16 protein-coding genes are annotated in these 22402 nt (G+C 45.0%); 6 read left to right on the top strand and 10 right to left on the bottom strand.

The genetic code is table 11. The features are described 5' to 3' along the window. Window positions 1-12: 12 nt before the first annotated feature. The 4 genes from rsmA to lptD form a co-directional block, all read right to left on the bottom strand. Entirely contained in the window at window positions 13-825 is an 813-nt protein-coding gene (gene rsmA, locus C1S74_RS09150; RefSeq protein WP_038866127.1) for a 16S rRNA (adenine(1518)-N(6)/adenine(1519)-N(6))-dimethyltransferase RsmA, read from the bottom strand. Continuing rightward, entirely contained in the window at window positions 822-1820 is a 999-nt protein-coding gene (pdxA, locus tag C1S74_RS09145) for a 4-hydroxythreonine-4-phosphate dehydrogenase PdxA (protein ID WP_045399229.1), read from the bottom strand. The genes rsmA and pdxA overlap by 4 nt, the downstream gene beginning before the upstream one ends. Beyond that, entirely contained in the window at window positions 1810-3093 is a 1284-nt protein-coding gene (surA, locus tag C1S74_RS09140; RefSeq protein ID WP_038866129.1) for a peptidylprolyl isomerase SurA, read from the bottom strand. The genes pdxA and surA overlap by 11 nt, the downstream gene beginning before the upstream one ends. A gap of 62 nt (window positions 3094-3155) precedes the next feature. Next, on the bottom strand, window positions 3156-5501 hold the full coding sequence (lptD, locus tag C1S74_RS09135) for an LPS assembly protein LptD (RefSeq protein WP_038866130.1): 2346 nt from the start codon (window positions 5499-5501) through the stop codon (window positions 3156-3158). A gap of 269 nt (window positions 5502-5770) precedes the next feature. On the opposite strand from lptD, the gene djlA reads away from it, so the two are divergent. Then, entirely contained in the window at window positions 5771-6625 is an 855-nt protein-coding gene (djlA, locus tag C1S74_RS09130) for a co-chaperone DjlA (RefSeq protein WP_045399227.1), read from the top strand. Window positions 6626-6754: 129 nt separating this feature from the next. Here djlA and C1S74_RS09125 read toward each other — a convergent pair whose 3' ends face one another. The 6 genes from C1S74_RS09125 to leuA form a co-directional block, all read right to left on the bottom strand. After that, a complete protein-coding gene (locus tag C1S74_RS09125; RefSeq protein ID WP_103415238.1) occupies window positions 6755-8191 on the bottom strand; it encodes an IS1182 family transposase in 1437 nt (478 codons plus the stop codon). A gap of 187 nt (window positions 8192-8378) precedes the next feature. After that, window positions 8379-9161, bottom strand: a complete 783-nt coding sequence (locus C1S74_RS09120; RefSeq protein WP_045400467.1) for a DUF547 domain-containing protein — start codon at window positions 9159-9161, stop codon at window positions 8379-8381. Window positions 9162-9295: 134 nt separating this feature from the next. Then, a complete protein-coding gene (gene leuD, locus C1S74_RS09115; protein WP_005430484.1) occupies window positions 9296-9898 on the bottom strand; it encodes a 3-isopropylmalate dehydratase small subunit in 603 nt (200 codons plus the stop codon). A 10-nt stretch (window positions 9899-9908) separates the two neighbouring features. Then, window positions 9909-11327 (bottom strand): 3-isopropylmalate dehydratase large subunit, encoded by a 1419-nt coding sequence (leuC, locus tag C1S74_RS09110; protein WP_045400465.1) that lies wholly within the window; start codon window positions 11325-11327, stop codon window positions 9909-9911. Between the two features lie 185 nt (window positions 11328-11512). Continuing rightward, the gene (leuB, locus tag C1S74_RS09105) at window positions 11513-12604 is read right to left on the bottom strand and encodes a 3-isopropylmalate dehydrogenase (RefSeq protein WP_045400463.1); all 1092 of its coding nucleotides are present in this window, start codon (window positions 12602-12604) and stop codon (window positions 11513-11515) included. Window positions 12605-12699: 95 nt separating this feature from the next. Further along, window positions 12700-14247 carry a 2-isopropylmalate synthase gene (gene leuA / locus C1S74_RS09100; RefSeq protein ID WP_045400461.1) on the bottom strand — a complete coding sequence of 516 codons (1548 nt, stop codon included), beginning with the start codon at window positions 14245-14247 and terminating at the stop codon, window positions 12700-12702. A 581-nt stretch (window positions 14248-14828) separates the two neighbouring features. Between leuA and C1S74_RS09090 the strand changes: the two genes are divergently transcribed. The 5 genes from C1S74_RS09090 (at window position 14829) to calR (ending at window position 22352) form a co-directional block, all read left to right on the top strand. Next, window positions 14829-18029, top strand: coding sequence for a thrombospondin type 3 repeat-containing protein (locus C1S74_RS09090; RefSeq protein WP_103415264.1), 3201 nt, complete (start codon window positions 14829-14831; stop codon window positions 18027-18029). Between the two features lie 245 nt (window positions 18030-18274). Next, a complete protein-coding gene (locus C1S74_RS09085; RefSeq protein WP_045400458.1) occupies window positions 18275-19066 on the top strand; it encodes an SH3 domain-containing protein in 792 nt (263 codons plus the stop codon). A 192-nt stretch (window positions 19067-19258) separates the two neighbouring features. Continuing rightward, window positions 19259-19810 carry a phosphatase PAP2 family protein gene (locus C1S74_RS09080; RefSeq protein WP_045400456.1) on the top strand — a complete coding sequence of 184 codons (552 nt, stop codon included), beginning with the start codon at window positions 19259-19261 and terminating at the stop codon, window positions 19808-19810. Beyond that, complete coding sequence (locus C1S74_RS09075; RefSeq protein ID WP_045400454.1) at window positions 19810-20856, top strand: MJ1255/VC2487 family glycosyltransferase; 1047 nt, start codon at window positions 19810-19812, stop codon at window positions 20854-20856. Before C1S74_RS09080 ends, C1S74_RS09075 begins: the two co-directional genes overlap by 1 nt. 530 nt (window positions 20857-21386) lie before the next feature. Further along, on the top strand, window positions 21387-22352 hold the full coding sequence (calR, locus tag C1S74_RS09070; protein ID WP_045400452.1) for a LysR family transcriptional regulator CalR: 966 nt from the start codon (window positions 21387-21389) through the stop codon (window positions 22350-22352). Window positions 22353-22402 lie beyond the last annotated feature (50 nt).

Raw genomic sequence — 22402 nt, 5'->3', positions numbered from 1 at the left:
TCATCGTTTGAGTTATTGGTGCTGCGGGTTATCCGCAAGCCAGTTCGCCATGGCGACAAACTGTTGTAGCGTTAGGTTTTCTGGACGCATACTTGGGTTTACGCCCAACTCTTCCAATACTTCTGTACTCAATAGCGACTTGTAGCAGTTACGAACGGTCTTGCGACGCTGGTTAAAGCCTTCGCGACATACGCGCTCCAACAAACGCAAATCTTTCGCAGGGTGCGGAAGGACTTCGTAAGGCACTAAGCGTACGACTGCTGAATCAACTTTCGGTGGCGGTACAAACGCTGTTGGTGGTACTTCTAGAACAGGTACAACTTTACAGTAGTACTGAGCCATTACCGTTAGGCGGCCGTAAGCCTTGCTGCCTGGGCCTGCGGCTAAACGGTTTACCACTTCTTTTTGAAGCATAAAGTGCATGTCTTGAATGTCTTTATGGAATTCAAATAGGTGGAACATCAATGGTGTCGAGATGTTGTATGGCAAGTTACCGAAGATACGTAGCTTGTTGTTTGGCTTCACTAACTGCGTGAAGTCAAAGCGCATAGCATCGCCTTCATGAATAGTCAGTTTGTCAGCTAATTCTGGATGGTTGCGTAGACGTTCTGCTAGATCTCGGTCGAGTTCAATAACCGTGAACTTGTCGACTTCGCGACCCACAGGTTCTGTAATTGCACCAAGGCCTGGACCGATCTCAACAAGGTTTTGGCCAGGTCTTGGGTTAATTGATGATACGATACCGTCAATAATGTATGGATCGTTCAGGAAGTTTTGACCAAAACGTTTACGCGCTTTGTGTCCTAAATGGACATCATTTCTCATTGTTTCTTCTCTACCAATTCTATCGCATGCGTGAGCGCTGTTCGGAAGCTCCCTGTATCCGCTTGACCTGTCCCTGCCAGTTCTAATGCAGTACCGTGATCCACCGAGGTTCTTATAAATGGTAGACCAAGTGTAATGTTTACTGAACGACCAAAGCCTTTGTATTTTAATACAGGCAACACTTGATCGTGGTACATACCTAAAACAGCATCAGCATCGTTTAAATACTTTTCATTGAAAATGGTATCTGCCGGCAAAGGGCCAATCAGATTGATTCCTTTTTCTTGTCGAATCTTTTCCAATGTCGGAGTGATGGTTTCGATCTCTTCGCGACCTAAACAGCCATCTTCTCCCGCATGTGGATTTAGCCCGCAAACATAGATGTTTGGTTGCGAGATGGCAAATTTTTCTACAAGATCTTTATGAAGAATATCGATGATTTTTTCTAATCGCTCTTCCGTAACGGCTTTTGATACGTAAGCCAGAGGAATATGCGTGGTGACGAGTGCCACTCGCAGTCCTTCAGTCGCTAACATCATCACGACCAATGGTGTATTGGACTTTTCAGCAAAGAATTCAGTGTGACCACTGAATGCAACACCTGAGCGATTTATCACCCCCTTATGTACAGGGCCGGTGACAATAGCATCAAATTCATCATTCATACAGCCCAAAGCGGCTCTTTCTAACGTTTTTAATACGTAGTGGCCGTTGGCTTCATTAAGTTGACCTGCAACCGAGGTTTCAGCGATTTCAATGTGGTCTACGATTAATGTGCCAGCTTGTTGCGCTTTTGGTGCTTCTTCTGGATTGTAATCAAACAGTTGAACGTCTATGCCGAGCTGTTTAGCTCTTTCTGCTAAGACATTCTTGTCTGCACAAACGACGATTTGGTGCGCCCAGTCTTCCTTTGATAAGGCCAGCACCAAATCAGGGCCGATCCCCGCAGGTTCCCCTGCGGTTACGACGATTCTTCGAATCGAATTAGTTGCCATCATTGTTATCCACGATTTCAACAAACGCGCTTGCTCGTAGTTCTTGCATCCATGCGCCTGCTTCTTCGTTAAACTTACGGTTGAAAAGAATGCGGTAGGCTTTGTTTTTCATTGCTGAGTCAGTGCGGTCAACTTGACGACGGTCTAAAACTTCAACAATGTGCCAGCCGTGTACAGTTTTGAATGGTTCACTGATTGAACCTACAGGCAATGTTTCAACTTGGTGTTTAAATTCTGGTACGTATAGGTCTGGTGTTTGGTAGCCCAGTTCACCGTCTTGTGCTGCAGAACCTGGATCTTGGCTGTATTGTGTTGCCAATTGAGCAAAGGTTGCTTCACCCGCTTTAATGCGACGAATGAATTCATTTAGCTGCTTCTTCGCACCATCATCGCTTAGGATAACGGTCGGTTTGATCAGAATATGTCGAGCATTGACTTCTGTGACCGCGACTGTTTCTAGGCCTTTTACATCTTCTACTTTTAGGATGTGGAAGCCAATACCGCTGCGGAATGGACCAATGATGCTGCCTTTGTTTTGCATTTTGATTTGGTCTGCGAAGATAGTTGGCATTTCTTCTTTACGCATCCAACCCCAGTCACCACCTTGCAAGGCTTTTGGGCCTTTTGAGTAGGTGTAGGCCATTTGCGAGAAATCCGCACCATCTTTCAATTTTTTCACTAATGCATTCGCTTCTGCTTCGACTTCTGACTTGTCTTTATCGTCAGAGAAACGCAATTGGATATGACCGATTTTGTATTGAACGGTTGCATTGGTTTCTGTTGCAAGTTGTTCTGCTAGGCTATCGACTTCCGCTGGGAGAATGTTGATACGACGACGTACAAGCGCATTACGAGCTTCAGACGCGGCGATCTCTTTACGAATTTGTTCGCGGAATTCAGAGTAGCTTAACCCTTCAGCTTGGACAGAGGCGGCAAGTTGCTCAACGCTTTGGTTGTTGTTACGAGCGATTTCTGCAATCGCTTGATTCAAGCGGTTGTCATCAATTCGTACGCCGATACGTTCAGCCTCTTGACCTTGAAGCGTATCAATGATCAGTTTCTCAACCACTTGGTCTTTCAACACGCTTGCTGAAGGTAAGCTCTTACCGCTCTGACGAGCATTAGCTTGAAGTGTTTTCATTGCAGTGTTGATGTCGCTTTGTAAAATCACACCGTCGTTGACGATAACAGCAACCTGATCAAGCTCTACAGGTGCAGCATTAACACCTAAAGAGAATAGGGTTGTGAAGATGATTGATTTCCAAATTTTCATTTAAAATTCCGTCAGTATTATAGAGTTGAGCGTCTTACTAGTAGTTAAGACGCTCAATTCGATTAATTGTTCAAATAGAATGGACGACCGTATTTGATCGCGTTGTCCGAACCATCAAGTTCTTTTTCTGCGGTAATCGCACGTTGATTGGTGGCAAAGCCTTGAATACCGAAGTTAACGCTGATGTTGTTTTCGTATTCTGGAGAAGCACCGTCGCTTCCGATTGCTTTGTCATCCCAGCCTAATAATTGGTTTGAGTAAGTTAGACCGAAGTACCAACAATCTGATTGGTAGCGGAGGCTGGCAAGCCATTCCATATCGATGTTTTCGTTTAAGTCGTAGTAGTACTGGCCGCTTGCCGACCAACTCGGGTTGAATTCATACGCGGCTACGATACCTGCTTGTGAAATACCTTTACGAGTGATTGTGTCGAGGTTTTCGAGAATGATCGTATCTTCAATGTATTCACGAGTAACGTAACGGTAGTTACCTTGAATGAAGCCACCGTTAAATTGGTATTCCAGAGTGCTGTTCGCCAACTGCATCGAGCTCAGGTCGATGTCATACTGGATACCACCGTGATAGAACAAGTAATCGTTGTAGTTGAAATCAGTTTCAACCGCCCATGATGAGTAGTTTGAGGTCTCATCCGGTAGGCTCGGATTATTGCTGATCTTGGTTTTCTTATCGAAGTAGTAGATCTGACCAAACGAAACGTTAAGACGTTCTTTGTAATCATCATCAAAGAAACGCGTACTTGCACCGTAGCTTAACTGGTTTGCTGACGCGATTTTATCGATACCACTGTATTTACGACTGCGGAATAGACCGTAGTAGTCAGTTTGCAGTAACGTCGTATCGTAGTTGTAGATGTTAGTTTGGTCTTCATCTGGTACATACAAATACTGAAGCTGTGGTTCCAATGTTTGTGTGTAGCCTTCTATCCAGCTGGTATCACGCTCCAAGTACATCTGAGCATGTGTGCGGAATTCTGGAATAACACGCGATACGGTCTCATCGAGTTGATTTCTTAGATCGGTGTCTGTTAAGCCACTCAGATCTTGGGAGTAGTAGGTCGATAATACGCGAGCTTCTGTGGTCCATGTCGCCCAAGAGTTTGATAGAGGAATTGTGAGGCCTGGCTCTACGTGCACACGAGTCGCGTCAGGCTTCGCTGTATCGTCAGTATCAAAACGGCTGATCTGGCTCTTCACGTCAAAGTTGACGTAGTTACCCAAAAGTGGGGTGTAGTAGTTCAAGTCCAGCTGCGGCAATAGACGGTACGGTTGGTTTTCTTCTTTCAAAAGTATCTGGAAATCTCGGACAGACAAAGAGGCGTCCCAGAAGTCTGAACGGTACTGTACTTCGCCTTCTTGAAGCAATTGGCCGTCTTCTCGGTTACCAATGTCAGAATCCAGGTCACGGAAGTAGTCGATGTCACTCACTTTTGAGTAATCAACACTGACCACCCACTGTTTGTTGATGATGCCATCGTGTTTGAATTGGTAACCCCAACGAGATTCGTCCTCGTAGCGTTTGTCGCTGCTCATGTACTCGCCTTTGATTTCACCTTCACCCCAACCTTCGGTTAGGTAACGGAAATCAGAGTCAAGCTTGGTGCCACGTTTCTGCATGTAGAGCGGAGTAAGTGTCATGTCGTATTGCGGCGCGATATTCCAGTAGAAAGGAAGTTCAACTTCCATACCGTCGCTAGAGCCGTATGACATGGATGGGAATAGGAAGCCCGTTTTACGCGTGTCACCAATTGGCATCGTCATGTACGGCACGTAGAAAACAGGGACGTCCATGATCTCAAAACGTGGGTGATGTAACGTTGCCGTCTCTTCATCTTGATCAACATCGATGCCCGAAGCCACTAAGCGCCAAGAGTTGTCACCTTGAGGACAAGAGGTAATCGAACCATCTTCAAGTTCGTACACTGACTGACCAGTACGGGCGATGTACGCAGCGGTACCGCGACCTTGTTGGCACAAGAACTGGTAGTTGGTGTTTTCAAGCGAAAACGTATCTTGATTGATGTCGTTGGTAACACGATCTGAACGTGCTTTAACCTGACCGTCATTGAAGGTTACATTGCCTTCTGCCACGACCACGTTATCTTGTTGATGAAGCGTTACGCTATCGGCGGTGATTTTCTTTGGACCTTGCGTAACTTCTACGTTGCCAGAGTACTGAGCCTTATCGCCATTGATGGCTTGTAGACTATCAGCTTGAACAACCACTGGGGAATTAAGCGCGTCCTCCTCACCACTTGTCTCGACCAAACATTGATCTGTGGTGGGCATTTCCTGCACACTATCATGGATATTCGCTTCAGCTTGAGTGGTGGGTACAAACAAGGCGGTGCTGATAGAGGCCGCTAAACATGTGCGGGAGAAATGTTGCATTGAATTGAACTTTCCTGTGTCACTACTACTCGATGGCTATAGGGCTTGTTCTACCCTCGCTATATAGCCAAATGAATCAACTATAGTTTGCAATTATCCCAGAGCATGGATTCGCTGTGGCATAATGCCAATATAAAATAGCTGCAAAGATAAGCAGGCGAAATAGCCTGACCGTAATAAAACTAATTCCATTATCATAAAGGAAATCGTTGCGTCCGGCACTATAAGACCGCCGTCGTCGATAAAAATTCATTGATAGAGAACACATAATGCATATTTTTGGCAAAATCTTGGGTGCCTTTTTTGGCTTGTTACTCGGTGGCCCATTCGGTTTATTGTTTGGTCTATTTATCGGTCATCAATTCGATAAAGCACGTCGTTTAAGCCAAGCGGGTTTTTCGACGGGGGGCTTTGGTAAAGGTCCTAGCCAGACACAACGTCAGGAAGAATTTTTTAAAGCTGCATTCGCAGTTATGGGACATGTGGCTAAAGCCAAAGGTCAAGTCACCAAAGAAGAGATTCAACTAGCGTCTGCGATGATGGACCGTATGAGTTTACATGGCGAGCAACGTCGTGCGGCACAAGAAGCGTTCCGTGATGGTAAAGAGAGTGATTTTCCGCTTGAAGATGTATTGGTTCGCGTGAAAATCTCTTCAGCAGGGCGTTTTGATTTATTGCAATTTTTCTTGGAGCTTCAGATCTCTGCTGCGTTTGCTGATGGCTCGATTCATCCGAGTGAACGTAATGTCCTGCATAAAATTGCCCGCGGTTTAGGTTTCTCTTCAGAGCAATTAGAGCGTCGCCTGCACATGCAAGAAGCCGCGTTTCGTTTTCAAAGCCAAGGTGGTTTCCATGGCCAGCAGCAGGGACAATACCAATCAGCTGGTTGGCAACAAGCTTCACAAGCGGATCAGTTGGCTGATGCCTACAAGATTTTGGATGTTAACTCAGATGCGGACAGTAAAATGGTGAAGCGTGCTTACCGCAAGTTGATGAATGAGCACCACCCAGATAAGCTGATGGCGAAGGGCTTACCACCTGAGATGATGAACGTCGCAAAAGAAAAGTCGCAAGAAATTCAAAATGCTTACGATCTGATAAAGAAAGTGAAAGGTTTTAAGTAGTCGGACGTTTTCTATCAAGCTTCAAAACAAAAAGGGCACTCGGTGCCCTCAGATTGATGACGAACCCCACCTTTTTCGGTGGGGTTCTTTTTTATAAGCGACCGTAGGTCGCGATCGCGATATTTTTCGCTATACCAGATTTAATCTGTTCCAACTCTTAAACAAGTATTTAGAAGCTAATATTTGTCTTATTTGAGCCATATTGAACCCCATTTTTTGTAAATAACTCATTACTAGAGCTATCTTCTTGATGTTTTGAGCTGCGGCAGCTAACCAACACTGCATTTGCACTTTGCTTAGCCCACGGAAGCGGGCATAACGGTGTCCATGGTGCTGCTTAGCATCAGCGAAGCTTCTTTCTACCGTCTCACTTCTTCGTCTATACGTCTTCTTCCCATAGGGAGAGAGCCGCATTTGGTTCGCTCTCTCCACTGCATCTGTATAGATGTGTCTGGTGATGACTTTCTTCATGTTTTTACTTTGAGTACAGTCATTTCGCATTGGGCAGAGCACGCATTCTTTCGGGTCTGAGTGATACTCTCTATAAGCATCTCGTGACGTCGTTTTGTAGATAAGCGTTTGCCCATTTGGACATCGATAACTGTCACTCTCTTTGTGGTAGATAAAGTGCTTCTTCTTGAACGTGTTCTTTGTTCTTGATGGCCTACGGTAGCCGAACACACCTAAGATATTTCGGCGCTCTAATGACTCTGCCACGGGAGCGGTAAAATAGCCGGCATCGAGACCAACAGCTATAGGGTTAAGGTTGAACTGCTCTAGCGTGTAGTCCAGTCGTTCAATATAGGGTTGAGAGTCATTGATATTACCTGCCGTCGCATGAGTGTCGACGATGATCCCATGCAGACCATCGACGGTACGATGGTCAAGGTAGAAGAAGCCTTGTGGTTTATTGTCTCTCGTCATAAAACCACTTTCTGGGTCTGTAGTACTGACTTTCGTATTCTTTGTTTTAGGCTCGGATACTCGTGCCTTAAGCGACTTCTTTCCTTCTCGTTCTCGGTCTAATGCAACGTCTTCATCAAGCATGTCGAGGTAAGCACTGGCTCGAACGTCTCTGACCTCATTGGTGTGTTTATTTTTGTTAGCGTTTGCTTTGAGGTGAGTGCTGTCGGTAAAGAGTTGCTGCCCAGCGACCAAGCCTTTGGCCATAGCCTGCTCAACGATGTTGATAAAGATACGTTCGAATACGTCGGTATTATTGAAGCGGCGAATACGGTTTTGGCTCAGTGTTGAAGCATGGATAACCTTCTCCGTTAACGACATGCGCAAGAACCAACGATAGGCTACATTGACTTCAATCTCTTTAACGAGCTGTCGCTCGCTTTTGATTCCGAAGAGGTAGCCAATAAAAATGATTTTGAAAAGTCGAACAGGGTCAACAGGTGGTCGACCGTTATCTTGACAATAGAGGTGAGCGACTTGGTCCCGGATAAATTCGAAGTCTATGGCTTTATCAATTTTGCGGACTAAATGGTCTTTAGGAACTAACTGCTCCATCGTCACCATTTCAAATTCGTATTGTTGAGGAGAAGGATCTTGTAGCATATTGGAGTATCCATTTTTCGATACCCCTATTAGATCAAAGGTCTAGCCTGATGGCTAGACCTTTGTCAGCAGTCTGAGGGCACTCGGTGCCCTTTTCTCGTTCTTATACTCAGCGTTTGGTTTGCTGGTGTCCTTTTGCTTTTCGGTTATGGGAAGGCAAAAGCTTATTAGCCTGTCAGTAACTTCTTTAGTTAGCTTGATTTAAGGTCCAATCGTATTCGTATTTCACTTTGCCAGAGAAGTTTTTGTATTGCGGTGCATACTGAGCTATGTGGTTGAATATATGTTTTTCTCCACCAAAGTCCGTTGCAAACCAATCATAAATAGAAGACAGCTGTGCCGTGTTACCTTGGATAGATACGCCTTTGCTGCTGTTGATAAATGTTTTGGCGGCACTATCCAGTAGAGCTTGTGTGTTTTCAGCGGTGAATGCTTGAGGCTGCAGGTTAGGGCATCCTAAGCTGGCACAGTTAACCGCGTAATGCGTTCTTGGGTCATTCCAAATCGGGCGCAAAATACGATGCTCAATGTCGTTTAAAGTCAGATCCTTCCCGTTGACTACGACCACATCATCCCCCCAAGGGCCAAAGCTAAATAGCCCACCAAGTTTGGTAATCGACTCGACAGGATAGTTATCTAGGATTAAGTCGACAGTGATGGCGTTGTAAAGGTTTACCCAGTAGGCGTATTGCTCCGCTTGGTTGTATTGTAGAGGGTCGAGTTTCGCCAGTCGTTGGATGTACTGCTTTAACTTCGCTTTGTCGGAGGTCGTGACTTTGCTATAGCGGAACAAAGTATTCTCACCTTGCTCGACTAAATAAGTATCAAGCAGTTGTTGCCACTCTTGATGAGAAATCTTGGTTTGGCTAGCTTGATTAGATTGTTTCCAATACGGCCACAGCTCCGATTTAGGGGCGGCAAATGATGAGAAAGAAACGAGAGCACACAATAGCAATAACAGACGCTTCATAGGGAGTCCTTTGGGTTAAACTTTATTGATAGTGTAGACCTGTATAAAGCGAAGTTTCTTTCTTGAAGCAATGAAAATAAAAGAAAAAAGGCTGGCCAATGCCAACCTTTTGTTTGTTTAAATTGCGATTTTAATTAGCTTAAGAAGCTTGGGATATTCGCTTCGTATTCGGCAATCTTATCTTCATGTTGAAGGGTTAGACCAATGTTGTCCAAACCGTTTAGCAAGCAGTGACGACGGAACGAATCGATTTCAAAGCCATATTCTTTGCCGTTGGCACGAACCACATTGGCTTCTAGGTCTACTTCCACTTCAGCGCCTTCATTCGCCTCAACAAACTGGAAGATTTCATCTACTTCTTGCTCAGTCAAGCGAACTGGCACCATTTGGTTGTTGATCGAGTTGCCGTAAAAAATATCGGCAAAGCTAGGTGCGATCATCGCTTTGATGCCGTAATCCGCGAGTGCCCACGGTGCGTGCTCACGAGAAGAACCACAGCCGAAGTTTTCACGCGCTAGCAAGATAGAAGCGCCTTGGTAACGCGGAGCGTTCATCACGAACTCTGGGTTTGGTTGTTCGCCAGCATCATCTAGGAATCGCCAGTCATGGAATAGGTGCTTACCAAACCCTAAGCGGGAGACCTTTTGTAGGAACTGCTTTGGAATAATAGCATCAGTATCAACGTTCGCTGCATCTAGAGGAACAACTAAGCCTGTGTGTTGTTTAAAACCTGACATCTGTTCTCTCCTAATCCTGTTTATCAAAAAAAGTCAACTCACGAATATCAACAAAGTGACCAGCGATTGCTGCTGCCGCTGCCATAGCAGGGCTAACCAAGTGGGTACGACCATCACGGCCTTGGCGACCTTCAAAGTTACGGTTTGACGTTGACGCACAACGTTCATGAGGACCCAAACGGTCGTTGTTCATTGCAAGACACATTGAACAACCCGGTAGACGCCACTCAAAGCCAGCGTCTTTGAAGATAACGTCCAAGCCTTCCGCTTCTGCTTGCGCTTTTACTTGCTCAGAGCCAGGAACGATAAGCGCTTGAACATGAGAAGCAACTTTACGACCCTTTGCCACTTCAGCGGCTGCGCGCATGTCTTCAATACGAGAGTTGGTACAAGAGCCAACGAAGACTTTATCGACGTTGTAATCAGAAAGTGCTTTGCCAGCTTCTAGGCCCATGTAAGCCAACGCTTTTTCAGCAGAAGCTTTCTCTACTGGGTCGGCAAAGCTTTCTGGTGCAGGGATTGGTTGGTCTACCGCGATAACTTGGCCTGGGTTAGTACCCCAAGTAACTTGTGGTTTAATGTCTGCTGCGTTTAGCGTCACAACCGCATCAAACTGAGCATCATCGTCAGTTTTTAATGTCTTCCAGTAGTCTACTGCTGCATCAAAGTCGGCACCTTGAGGTGAGAATTTACGGCCTTTGATGTATTCGAATGTGGTTTCATCTGGCGCAATCAAACCGGCTTTAGCACCTAGCTCAATCGCCATGTTACACACGGTCATGCGGCCTTCCATTGAAAGGTCTGTGATCGCTTCACCGCAGAATTCAACCACGTAGCCTGTACCGCCAGCAGCTGTGGTTTCACCGATGATCGCAAGTACGATGTCTTTAGCGGTGATGCCAGGAGTTACTTTGCCTTTCACTTCGATCTTCATCGTTTTTGCGCGCGCTTGTTTTAGCGTTTGCGTCGCCAATACGTGCTCCACTTCCGAAGTACCAATGCCAAAAGCTAGAGAGCCGAATGCACCGTGAGTTGCGGTGTGGGAGTCACCACAAACAATGGTCATGCCCGGTAGGGTAATACCAAGCTCAGGGCCCATGACGTGCACAATGCCTTGGTATTTATGGTTGATGTCGTAAAGCGTAACGCCAAACTCTTCACAGTTTTTCGATAGCGTTTCCATCTGGATACGCGCCATCTCACCGGATGCATTGATGTCTTTCGTTGTTGTCGAAACGTTGTGGTCCATAGTCGCAAAAGTTTTGCTGACCTGACGCACTTTACGACCTTTTTCACGTAAGCCATCAAATGCCTGCGGAGACGTCACTTCGTGTACCAAATGACGGTCGATGTACAAGATTGGGTTTTCCCCTTCTGCTGCGACGGCAACGTGTGCGTCGTAGACTTTTTCGTATAATGTTTTGCCCATTGTTTGCTTCCTTTCCTCGTCGCCTTTGCCGCAATAACTGCGTTAGCGACACCCATTTATCCAGTTATTTAGCGAACTAAACGCCTTAATATAAATGGGCTTGCTGCCTTGTTATCGCACCAATGACTTAGAGGAAAGCCATTGGTTGACCGAGGATTTAGTATTTATTATGAATCTGTTTTGTATTAAGAGTTTAAGATGTACTCAGCGATTTTATCGCCCATCTCAGACGTCGAAAGTGCTGGGTTGTCGCCGGCAAGGTCACCCGTTAGTTCTCCTGCTGATAGCGCTTTTGAAACCGCCGTCTCGATGTCTTGTGCCGCAGTTTCTTCACCTAGGCTGTAACGCAGCATCAGTGCTGCCGATAGGATTTGTGCTACTGGGTTCGCGATGTTCTTACCTGCGATATCCGGAGCACTACCGCCTGCTGGCTCGTACAGACCAAATTGGCTTTCGTTTAGGCTTGCTGATGGCAGCATCCCCATTGAGCCAGTGATCATCGCGCACTCATCAGAGATGATGTCGCCGAAGATGTTCGAACACAGCATTACGTCGAACTGTGCTGGGTCTTTGATAAGCTGCATGGTTGCGTTATCAATGTACATGTGTGACAGCTCAACATCTGGGTAGTCTTTTGCGATTTCTTCGACCACTTCACGCCATAGGATAGAGCTTTGTAGAACGTTCGCTTTGTCGATTGAGCAGACTTTTTTGCGACGTAGACGAGCAGATTCAAAGGCGATTTTTGCAATACGTTCGATTTCGTAGCGGTGGTAAACCTCTGTATCGAAGGCTTTCTCTGTTGGCCCTTCACCTTCGCGCCCTTTTGGTTGGCCGAAGTAGATACCACCTGTTAGTTCACGTACTACCACGATGTCAAAACCGCGACCTGAGATGTCTGCACGAAGTGGAGAGAAGGTCTCTAGACCTGAGTGTATTTGTGCTGGACGTAGGTTACAGAACAATTGGAAGTGTTTACGTAACGGAAGTAGTGCACCGCGCTCAGGTTGGTCATTTGGTGGCAAATGTTCCCACTTAGGGCCGCCAACTGAACCGAATAGGACAGCATCAGACTCTTCACATGCTTTCACGGTGCTTTCTGGAAGCGGGCAACCGTGGTTGTCAATCGCGATTCCGCCCACATCATGCTCGTCACGCTCAAACGCAATGCCGTGTTTCTTCTCGATTGCATCTAACACCTTATGTGCTTGCGCCATCACTTCTGGGCCGATGCCGTCGCCTGGTAAAACGGCAATTTTGTATGATTTGTCTGTCATGTTAATCCTTTAAGTTTTCTAAATCTTTTGAGCTTGTCTAAAACGAATTTGGTTGGAGCTTGAGTTATGAGGCTCAAGCTCCAATGAATTAATGATTAAACCGTCGCAATCTTCTTCTGCTTCATTTCCGCAATCTTATCGGCACGATGAATGCTGTTGATGACGTGCAGTAGCGCTTGACCAGAAGCTTCTACGATGTCGGTAGAAACGCCCGTACCGTGGTACTTACGACCTTTGTAGTTGGCAATAATGTCCGCTTGACCAAGGCCGTCTTCACCTTCGCCTTTTGCGGTTAGGTCGAATTTGTCTAGAACGATCTCGTAACCCGTCACGCGGTAGATACATTGGTATAGCGCATCAACCGGACCATTACCGACGGCAGCTTCACACATTTCTTCATCGCCGCATTGCATCTTGACGCTGGTGGTCGCCATCACACTGCCTGACTGTACGCTTAGGTAGTTCAGCTTGTAGAAGTCATCTTCTTCACGCAAGTTCGAGAAGTGCATTAGGGCTTCTAGGTCGTAATCGAATACCTGTCCTTTGCGGTCGGCAAGCTTCAAGAAGTCTTCGTACAACGCATCTAGGTTGTATTCTTCTTCTTTGTAGCCCATCGCGTCCATGTGGCTCTTCACAGCAGCGCGGCCACTACGGCTGGTTAGGTTCAATGCTTGGTTCTTAAGACCAATCGACTCAGGCGTCATGATCTCGTAAGTGTTCTTATTTTTTAGCATGCCATCTTGGTGGATGCCTGAAGAGTGGCTAAACGCATTTGCACCCACGATAGCCTTGTTACTTTGAATCGGCATATTACATAGTTGGCTGACCAACTTACTGGTGCGGTGGATTTCATCGTGTTTTAAACCGGTATGAACCCCCAAGAACTCCTGACGCGTTTTTAAGATCATCGCGATTTCTTCAAGAGAACAGTTACCAGCGCGTTCACCAATACCGTTAATGGTGCCTTCTACTTGGCGAGCACCCGCTTGAACGGCAGCGATAGAGTTGGCAACAGACATGCCCAAGTCATCGTGACAGTGAACAGAGATGATCGCTTTGTCGATGTTTGGTACGCGGTTGAATAGGGTTTCAATGATGCCGCCAAATTCACTTGGCACGGTGTAGCCAACGGTATCTGGGATATTGATGGTGCTTGCGCCAGCATCGATAGCCGCTTCAACCATGCGGCATAGGTTGTCGATTGGCGTACGACCTGCGTCTTCGCAAGAAAACTCAACGTCATCGGTGTAGTTACGCGCATGTTTTACGGCTTTTACGCCCATTTCTACAACATCGTCGTAGCTACGGCGTAGTTTGTCTTGAACGTGAACAGTCGAAGTTGAGATGAAAGTGTGGATTCGAAATGCATCTGCGACTTTTAGCGCTTCAGCAGCAGCATCGATGTCTTTCGCAACGGCACGCGAAAGGGCACAAACTCGGCTGTTTTTGATGTGTTTTGCAATGGTTTGTACGGACTCGAAATCACCCGGAGAAGAAACAGGAAAGCCCGCTTCGATAACATCAACGCCTAGCCTTTCCAGCGCATAGGCAATCTGCAGTTTTTCTTTAACCGTCAAGCTTGCTGACAACGCTTGTTCGCCATCACGCAATGTGGTGTCGAATATAATGACCTGATCGTTCATGTTTGCTTCCTTCATGATTTCTGCACTTTTCGTGCAATTTAATCGTTTACTTCCGGTATTTAGATATAAAAAAACCCGCATTTGCATGCGGGTTTCTTAGAAATTGGTGTGGTTATTTTTCTTCCACAGCCTACCCGCGCGAATTGGTCACGATCAGGAGGAGGCTAAGCAGGATAGAAAAACGTGCTGACATAGTTGTTAAGCATTCCACAAAATTAAGTTAACAAATTAGTACCGCACTCAATGGAACACGTCAACCCTAAAGTCGATTTTTTATTCATATCCGATGAGTGGATTTCTGTTAATGGCTTTTAAAAGGACTCAGGCGTTAGCGGTTATTCGCAGCGTGAATCGTTTTTGTTGTGCTCAGAGGGGGAGATTTGTCAGTCTCATTATGGCTTTTAAATGCAGGTGTTTATTGCGCTTTGATACTAAATGTAACCGTTTGTTTTGCTGCGTTTTAGTTACGTAATATTTCTCTATTGTTTTCGATCGAGTTCTTGTTATTAGTTGGGTGAATGCCTTACGGCTAGCGAAGAGATATTTAAAATGGAGGGCAAATTAATCAAGGATGGTGAGTTATGTTTTATAAATCCCGAGTTGCATTGGCGATCAGTAGTGCTTTGGTTCTTTCTGCCTGTGGCGGTGATGATTCTAATCAGCCAACGGTTACCGACAATGTGTTAACCGTTAAGGTGATTGATGGCTACATTCAAAATGCAAAAGTATGGTTAGAAAGAAAAGACAGCGTTAACTACATTTTGGAAGACGGAGAGGTTAGTGGTACCACTGATGAAACTGGCGCGGTTTCTCTGGATCTCACTCAAATTGATGACATTAACGACTATCAACTCATCACCTTTGCTGAAGCTGGTGTTGCGATCGACTTAGATCATGGTAAACCCATTGCTGAAGATCTGTTGATGGTCGCTTATCAGGGCAAGGTTGTTACGCCATTAACGACATTGGTTGAAGCTAAAATGCGCATGGGCGTTACCAATGCTAGTGAAGCGGATGCTTATCAGCAGGCAGTAAGCGAGGTTGCACAAGCACTTGGGGTAAGTGAAGCGTCGGTGGTTTCTGACTATATTGTATCCCAAACAGAAGAGGCGAAGAAAGTACAAAAAAGTGCGGTTTCTTTAGTTGCTTCTGGCGCGATGCCTGCCTCTGTTCAAGAGCTTGAACAAGCCCAAAACATTATCGCAGATTCTGAGCAGGTAAACATTTTGGTTGAGAATGCTGCTGATGATCATATCGTCATTAAAGATCCTGAAACGAATGAGCTGATGCTGGTTTCCACTCATGACAGCGATGGCGATCTTATTATTGATGCGCTTGATGCCTTTCCTAATGATGATACTGAATGGTACGACACCGACGGTGATCAGGTTGGGGATAATCAAGACGTTTTCCCTCTCGACCCAAGTGAGACCAAAGATACAGATAAAGACGCTGTTGGCGATAATGCTGATGCTTTCCCTAACGATCCTTCAGAAACGAAAGACAGTGATAAAGATGGTGTCGGTGATAACAGCGATGTCTTCCCAAATGATGCTTCAGAGTCTAAAGACAGTGACACGGATGGTGTTGGTGACAATAGCGATGCGTTTCCAAATGATCAATTAGAGTCTAAAGACAGCGATAAAGATGGCGTTGGTGACAACAGTGATACCTTCCCAAGTGATGCTACAGAATCTAAAGACAGCGACAAAGATGGTATTGGCGACAACAGCGATGCTTTCCCAAGTGATGCGACAGAATCTAAAGACAGCGATAAAGACGGTGTTGGTGACAACAGCGATGCTTTCCCAAATGATGCATCAGAATCTAAAGACAGTGATAAAGATGGTATTGGCGACAACAGCGATGCTTTCCCAAGTGATGCGACAGAATCTAAAGACAGCGATAAAGACGGTGTTGGTGACAACAGCGATGCTTTCCCAAATGATGCATCAGAATCTAAAGACAGTGATAAAGATGGTATTGGCGACAACAGCGATGCTTTCCCAAGTGATGCTATGGAATCTAAAGACAGCGACAAAGATGGTATTGGAGACAACAGCGATGCTTTCCCAAATGATGCATCAGAATCTAAAGACAGTGATAAAGATGGTGTAGGCGACAATGCTGATGCCTTGCCAAACGACCCGACGGAAACGCTTGATACCGATGGGGATGGCATCGGTAACAATGCGGACAACGACGATGATGGTGATGGCTACTTAGATGATGAAGATAATCAGCCTCTGGAAGCGTTAAATGTACCAAACACGTTAGCGCAATGTGTCTCTTCTCTACCTGAGAATCAGTTCTCAACAGTGGCGATTGATGAAAGACGAGACAGCAAGCTCTATTCTGTTGAGCGTGAAATGATCAGTGGTGATATCCAACAGTTTTCCCAAACAGAAATATTGTTAGGTCAGCAGTCAGGCTTACCAAATGGTTTGTTAACGGACCGAACTTTTAATGTCACTCAGGTCACTCCTGATTTTGGTGGTTCATTAAGTGAGTGGGATCCGAATGCAGAGTTAGAGTATACCGATGTCGAAAGTGGCATGTATTACGGATTCCATGATACCTACTATCGCTGGTGGGGCTTTATCCCTACCACTCAACAAGAATATGACGTAGTACTCAATACCCCGCTTGTTGTTGACTACACACGCATCAATAAATGGAATCCTGATGCCGAATCGCCAACGTTTAATCAAGATGCAACGACCTTGTTCTATAAAGGGAAAGACATTTTAAATCTGGATGGCAACCTAGTTGAGGTTTGTGTTTCTGGACATGAGGGTCACTATGCCTTTATGGACAATGATGGGAACAATGAGCCTGCAGCAGTATATATCTCGGAAGCTATGACTAATTACACTGCTAGCCAAAACCTCATGGTGAGAAGTGAACGTTCATATATGGAGTACTCAGACGAGGAGAAAATGACGCCGGTTTGGGGATGGCGTAACTACATCAAGCAATTAGAAGGCTTCGTTATAGACAATAAGGTGTATGGCAAAGATCCTTTGCTCTCCCGAGTCCCGGAAGGTGAGTTTTCGACCTTTGAGCAGTGCTTGGCGTCGTTAGAAGGGGGAGAGTATGTTGCTGAGGTTGGTGATGTTAATACCTATCGAATGAACCGTTCTCGTTTTAATGAATTTGATGAGCACGTCGAGCAGGAAGCCAATTACGAGTGGCACCTTTTAGTTAATGAAAACTATCAGTGGCATGACATGACCGTTCGTTTAGAGCAATTGTTTGCGACGTTACTAGATAGCTCACCATGGTTTAAAGAGCATTACCATATTGGTCAAAATGGAGACTGGTTGGGAATTGAGGGGTATGAGCCAAACAATGACATTGATATTAAATGGGGCTCTAGAACGACTGAAAAAGTAGCTTGGAATGATAAGGCATACTATCGAATCCCTAATGTTACTTATAGTCAATTTTCTATCCACGATCCTTCAACCCAGTACGGTAGTGATAGCAATGACGATGAGTTGGTGGACTGGCGTTCTGGCAATGTGATGTATAGCCAAACCTATGCAGGTAAAAAGACAATCAATTACGAAGTTGACGGAAAGAACCATCAAGCAGAGGTATGTCAGCAGTTTAGCTACAGTACATCGGAGTATTTCGATGAGACAGGAACAAAGTTAAACGATATGACAGAATGGCAAAGACAGATCGATAGCTATGATAGCAAGGGGATTGTGCTGCGAGAGCGAAGCAATAATACTTGGTCAATAGAAGTGTGGAACAGAACGTCGACCAATCACTAGCGAGTCGAAAAGCGGTTATTTTGATAACCGCTTTTTTTCGAAAGTTTTCTCTTACTGAGTGAGTGGAAAAACTAGGGATAATCAAGTCTTAAAAATGAGAAGAGTGATTGACGGGGTAATTTTATACCGCACGCTTTGCGAGCTATCACACAAAGGGCTCAATTGTTTGGCGCAAATCCATTATAGCGTTTTATAGTAGAGCGGTTGCATTAGGTGGATTTTACAAGCAAATAGGTTAGGGATTGATGAATTTTGCAAAACAATTTGGACGTTCTACGCTGGTGCTAGCTGTGCTCTCTTCGTCTGGCTGTCAGCTACTTCAATTTGGATCGGCTGAAGCAACGGCTTCTTCTGTGATGAGAAATGATCATGCCCAAAGTGTCATGGTGATTAATCATCAAATGGATCAGTATTTAAGTGAAGATGGACGCGAGTCCTTTTTAAATCAAATGCTGGTGGCATTGGAATCAGATAACCGCGATAAGTTTAAAGGTAAAGACCCGGACACTTACACATGGTGGAAGATTCGTGTTCAGCCAAATCAATGGAAAGAGGCTGAAGTCAGCCGTCCCGTCGTTGAGGGTGTGGATACTTCAAATAAGTTAGAGTTTATGGATGTCTCTTATCGTTCGAAAACCACACTTAACTTACGTTCTAAACCAAGTTTAAGTGGCGAGAAGTTGGGCGAACTGACAAAAGGCGAAGTGTTCAATGCGATTGCCAAAGTTGAAGGTGAACCTTGGTTGTTGGTTGAGCAAAAAGGCATGATCCGAGGCTATGTCCATAAAGACTATGCCCGTAGTAACGTAGTGAATCGCGATATCCTCTCTATCAAACCGAATCCCTTGCTTGGCGGTACTTCTAAATCAAGTGATACCCAATCCGAGCATGGTTTATTTGGCAACTACACCTGCCGTGACCTGAGTTACGAGCTGACCAAAAATGGCAATATCACCACAGGTTCGCTTCGAGCTTGTCGCAAGCAGAGAAAAATCTGGTATATCGATGCTCCAGCTGTGAACTCGAATCCATCGTAATTTGCCATGCCCCACCATTTTGAATCTTCAGTGACACGTATATTGTGTCACTGAAGCCTATTCTTCTTCAGATTTATCCCCTCTTACTCTAAATAATCACTTGTCATTAATTGTCCAACTTCTCGTCATGTCGTTGTCACTTTCTACGCCTACTTTTCATACAAAGGCATTGTCAAAGTAAAGGGAAGTCACATGCGAGCTTTAGAGACAATTTCACAGCCAATCGCCACTATTGCTAAATTCGATTTGGCATTTTCCAGTGTGTGCTTACAACACCGTTTCAACCAGCAGGTCGCCAACATCAGTAAAGGGGTCTCACACAGTGGAGATGGGCACCTTTATGTTGTACTTGGCTTATTAGCTTGGTTTTTAGATAAGCAGTATGGGCAGTGGTTTTTGCTCGCAGGGGTAATTGCTTTTTTCATTGAGCTACCCATTTATTGGGCGTTAAAGAACAGTTTCAAACGTCGTCGCCCTGAAGAGTTGAGTGCGTTGCTGCCCGCGTTTATTACTCCATCCGATCGTTACAGCTTGCCTTCCGGCCACACCGCGGCTGGATTTGTGATGGCGACCATCATTCACCACTTCTACCCAGAACTCGGTACTACTGCTTTTGTTTGGGCAAGTTTGATTGGGATTTCAAGAATTCTGCTTGGTGTACATTTTTTTACGGACATCATTATTGGCGCGCTCTTAGGCAGCGCTTGTGGTTCTGTGGCTATCGCTATTGTTGGAGGTAATTGATGAAGATCTTGTATGGAGTTCAAGGAACGGGAAACGGCCATATCGCTCGAGCTCGAGCCATGAGTGAGGCATTTAAAGCGCATGATGTTCAGGTGGATTTTTTGTTTTCTGGTCGAGAGCCAGGCAAGTATTTTTCTATGGAAGCGTTTGGTGATTACCAGACGCGTCGGGGTTTTACTTTTATCACTGAGAAAGGATCGGTTAGCTATACCAAAACGGCGTTGAGCAATAATCTGATGCAGTTTTTCAAAGAGGTAAAACAGCTCGATCTTTCGTCTTATGATTTGGTGATCAATGATTTTGAGCCAGTGACTGCTTGGGCCGCTCGTAAACAAAACAAACCATGTATTGGTATCAGTCACCAAAATGCGTTTCGTTATCCAGTGCCACTGAAAGGCGCGAGTTGGTTCGACAAGTCTGTCATTGAGCACTTTGCTCCTTCGCAGCATCATTTAGGGTTGCATTGGTATCACTTCGATCAACCGATCTTACCTCCCATTGTACATACGTTAGAAAACATCACAGATAGCGACGACTTTGTTTTAGTGTATTTGCCATTCGAGTCGATAGAGGACATTAGCGATTTGCTGTTTCATTTCAACCAACAGACGTTTATCTGTTATCACCCGAACGTGATTGAGTATGAGCGAATAGAAAATGTCGAACTTCGTCCACTTTGCCACACTAATTTTCAGCACCACTTGCAGCGTTGTAGCGGTGTCATTGCTAATGGTGGTTTTGAATTACCGTCTGAAGCGCTCTCTCTTGGCAAGAAGTTGTTACTCAAACCATTGGCGGGGCAGTTTGAACAACAAAGTAATGTCGCGACTTTGGAAGATCTTGGTTTAGCTACATCGATGGAGAGTTTGGATATTTCTATCGTTCGTCATTGGTTGAGCGAGCAGCAAGCAGAAAGCGTTAAATACCCAGACGTAGCAAAAGCTATCGCATCATGGGTGTTACAAGGTGCATGGGATACATCAGAGAAGCTCTCTGAACAACTGTGGGAACAAGTCGATTTCCCCAGCTACGTTTCCAATATATAACCCATTCATTTGTCTTCTCAATAACAGCAGTTTCTCTTCGAGCAGCTGCATTTTTATGCCCTCAATATCATTTCTATTCACTGCAATTTTGCTGCCTCTTTAACTGATTCGCGCACTTTGTGAACCAAAGTATTGATGGTGCTTTTTGAAGTTAAATGCAAAGGATAAGTCGGGTAAATGAGTTGTGTAAGCCCTGTAGAATGCCATTAGCGTGCTAAATAGGTTGTCAGAAATATCTGATTTGGTTGTTTTATAGTTTTTTATATTTTTGCTAAGTTAATGATAAATATGAATAAAATACCTAATTGGCTAAAATTTAATGATTAAATATCAATCTAGTTGCGAAACCTTGATTGATTAGTTGATAGTACGGTTCAAGCCGGAAATATCCGGACGATAAATATAATACAAATTCGGTGTTCTATTCCTGAAAAATGATCTGAATCCAGCCACGGTTGTTTGTGCGCACAGAGATTCTATTCGTTAAGAATTCATTGAACCAAATTGACGATTACAAAGAGGCGCACTCAATGTTAGATAAAAAAGACGCGATGAGCGCAATTGCTAGCTACCGTATGGAAAGCACATTGCGTGGTGTAGATTTAAACCTATTGACCGTATTTGATGCTGTGATGCAAGAGCAAAACATTACTCGTGCAGCGCACAACCTAGGCATGTCACAACCAGCAGTAAGTAATGCGGTTGCACGTCTAAAAGTGATGTTCAACGATGAGCTATTTATGCGTCAGGGTCGCGGTATTCAGCCGACTCAACGTGCTCGTCAACTGTTTGGTCCAATCCGCCAAGCGCTGCAACTTATCCGCAATGAACTACCAAGTTCAGTGTTCCAGCCAGAGTCTTCAACTCGTCTATTTAAGCTAGCGATTTGTAGCCCATGTGATATGCGTTTTGCACCACGAATCATGGCAAACATTAATGAGCAAGCGCCAAGCGTACAGCTTCACCTAGATGCGGAATTCGACCGTCTTCTATCTGAGCGCATGCGTTACCAAGAAATCGACTTCGTTATCGACTACGCACGTTTCGATGACCAAGGTTTCTCAAGCACTGAAATCTTCAAAGATGAGTTAGTTGTGATTGCATCTAAGACGCACCCTCGTATTCAAGGTGGCGTATCTGCTGAGCAACTGATCAACGAAAAACACGCGAAACTTTCACGTGTACATGGTCAACGTAGTTTCTCTGAGCAAGCGTACCGTGAGCTTGATTGCCAAGCTGCATACGAAGGCTCAAGCCTAAGCAACTTGCTATACGTAGTAAGCCAGTCTGAACTTGTTACAATTGCACCACGTTGGATGGCTGAAAACGCAGTAAACAGCGACCAACTGCAAATCCTAGACTTCCCATTTGAAAACAAAGAAATCAGCGGTTACCTAAGCTGGCATGAATCAAGTGAGAAAGACAAAGGCCACATCTGGCTACGCGACCAACTAATGATCACTTGTGGCGAAGTGGTTGCGCTAAAACAAGCTTAATTTATCGTCTGACTAACTGGTCAGACTGGACTTGTAATCATCAATTTTTA

The sequence above is a fragment of the Vibrio hyugaensis genome, from assembly GCF_002906655.1.
Classification (GTDB): Bacteria; Pseudomonadota; Gammaproteobacteria; order Enterobacterales; family Vibrionaceae; genus Vibrio; species Vibrio hyugaensis.
The sequence above is the reverse complement of the archived record's forward strand: the minus strand, read 5'-3'. Positions and strand labels throughout refer to the sequence as shown.

Coding starts and splice junctions, on each gene's coding strand:
- rsmA (WP_038866127.1), bottom strand. CDS start 825: ATGAGAAATGATGTCCATTTAGGACACAAAGCGCGTAAACGTTTTGGT.
- pdxA (WP_045399229.1), bottom strand. CDS start 1,820: ATGGCAACTAATTCGATTCGAAGAATCGTCGTAACCGCAGGGGAACCT.
- surA (WP_038866129.1), bottom strand. CDS start 3,093: ATGAAAATTTGGAAATCAATCATCTTCACAACCCTATTCTCTTTAGGT.
- lptD (WP_038866130.1), bottom strand. CDS start 5,501: ATGCAACATTTCTCCCGCACATGTTTAGCGGCCTCTATCAGCACCGCC.
- djlA (WP_045399227.1), top strand. CDS start 5,771: ATGCATATTTTTGGCAAAATCTTGGGTGCCTTTTTTGGCTTGTTACTC.
- C1S74_RS09125 (WP_103415238.1), bottom strand. CDS start 8,191: ATGCTACAAGATCCTTCTCCTCAACAATACGAATTTGAAATGGTGACG.
- C1S74_RS09120 (WP_045400467.1), bottom strand. CDS start 9,161: ATGAAGCGTCTGTTATTGCTATTGTGTGCTCTCGTTTCTTTCTCATCA.
- leuD (WP_005430484.1), bottom strand. CDS start 9,898: ATGTCAGGTTTTAAACAACACACAGGCTTAGTTGTTCCTCTAGATGCA.
- leuC (WP_045400465.1), bottom strand. CDS start 11,327: ATGGGCAAAACATTATACGAAAAAGTCTACGACGCACACGTTGCCGTC.
- leuB (WP_045400463.1), bottom strand. CDS start 12,604: ATGACAGACAAATCATACAAAATTGCCGTTTTACCAGGCGACGGCATC.
- leuA (WP_045400461.1), bottom strand. CDS start 14,247: ATGAACGATCAGGTCATTATATTCGACACCACATTGCGTGATGGCGAA.
- C1S74_RS09090 (WP_103415264.1), top strand. CDS start 14,829: ATGTTTTATAAATCCCGAGTTGCATTGGCGATCAGTAGTGCTTTGGTT.
- C1S74_RS09085 (WP_045400458.1), top strand. CDS start 18,275: ATGAATTTTGCAAAACAATTTGGACGTTCTACGCTGGTGCTAGCTGTG.
- C1S74_RS09080 (WP_045400456.1), top strand. CDS start 19,259: ATGCGAGCTTTAGAGACAATTTCACAGCCAATCGCCACTATTGCTAAA.
- C1S74_RS09075 (WP_045400454.1), top strand. CDS start 19,810: ATGAAGATCTTGTATGGAGTTCAAGGAACGGGAAACGGCCATATCGCT.
- calR (WP_045400452.1), top strand. CDS start 21,387: ATGTTAGATAAAAAAGACGCGATGAGCGCAATTGCTAGCTACCGTATG.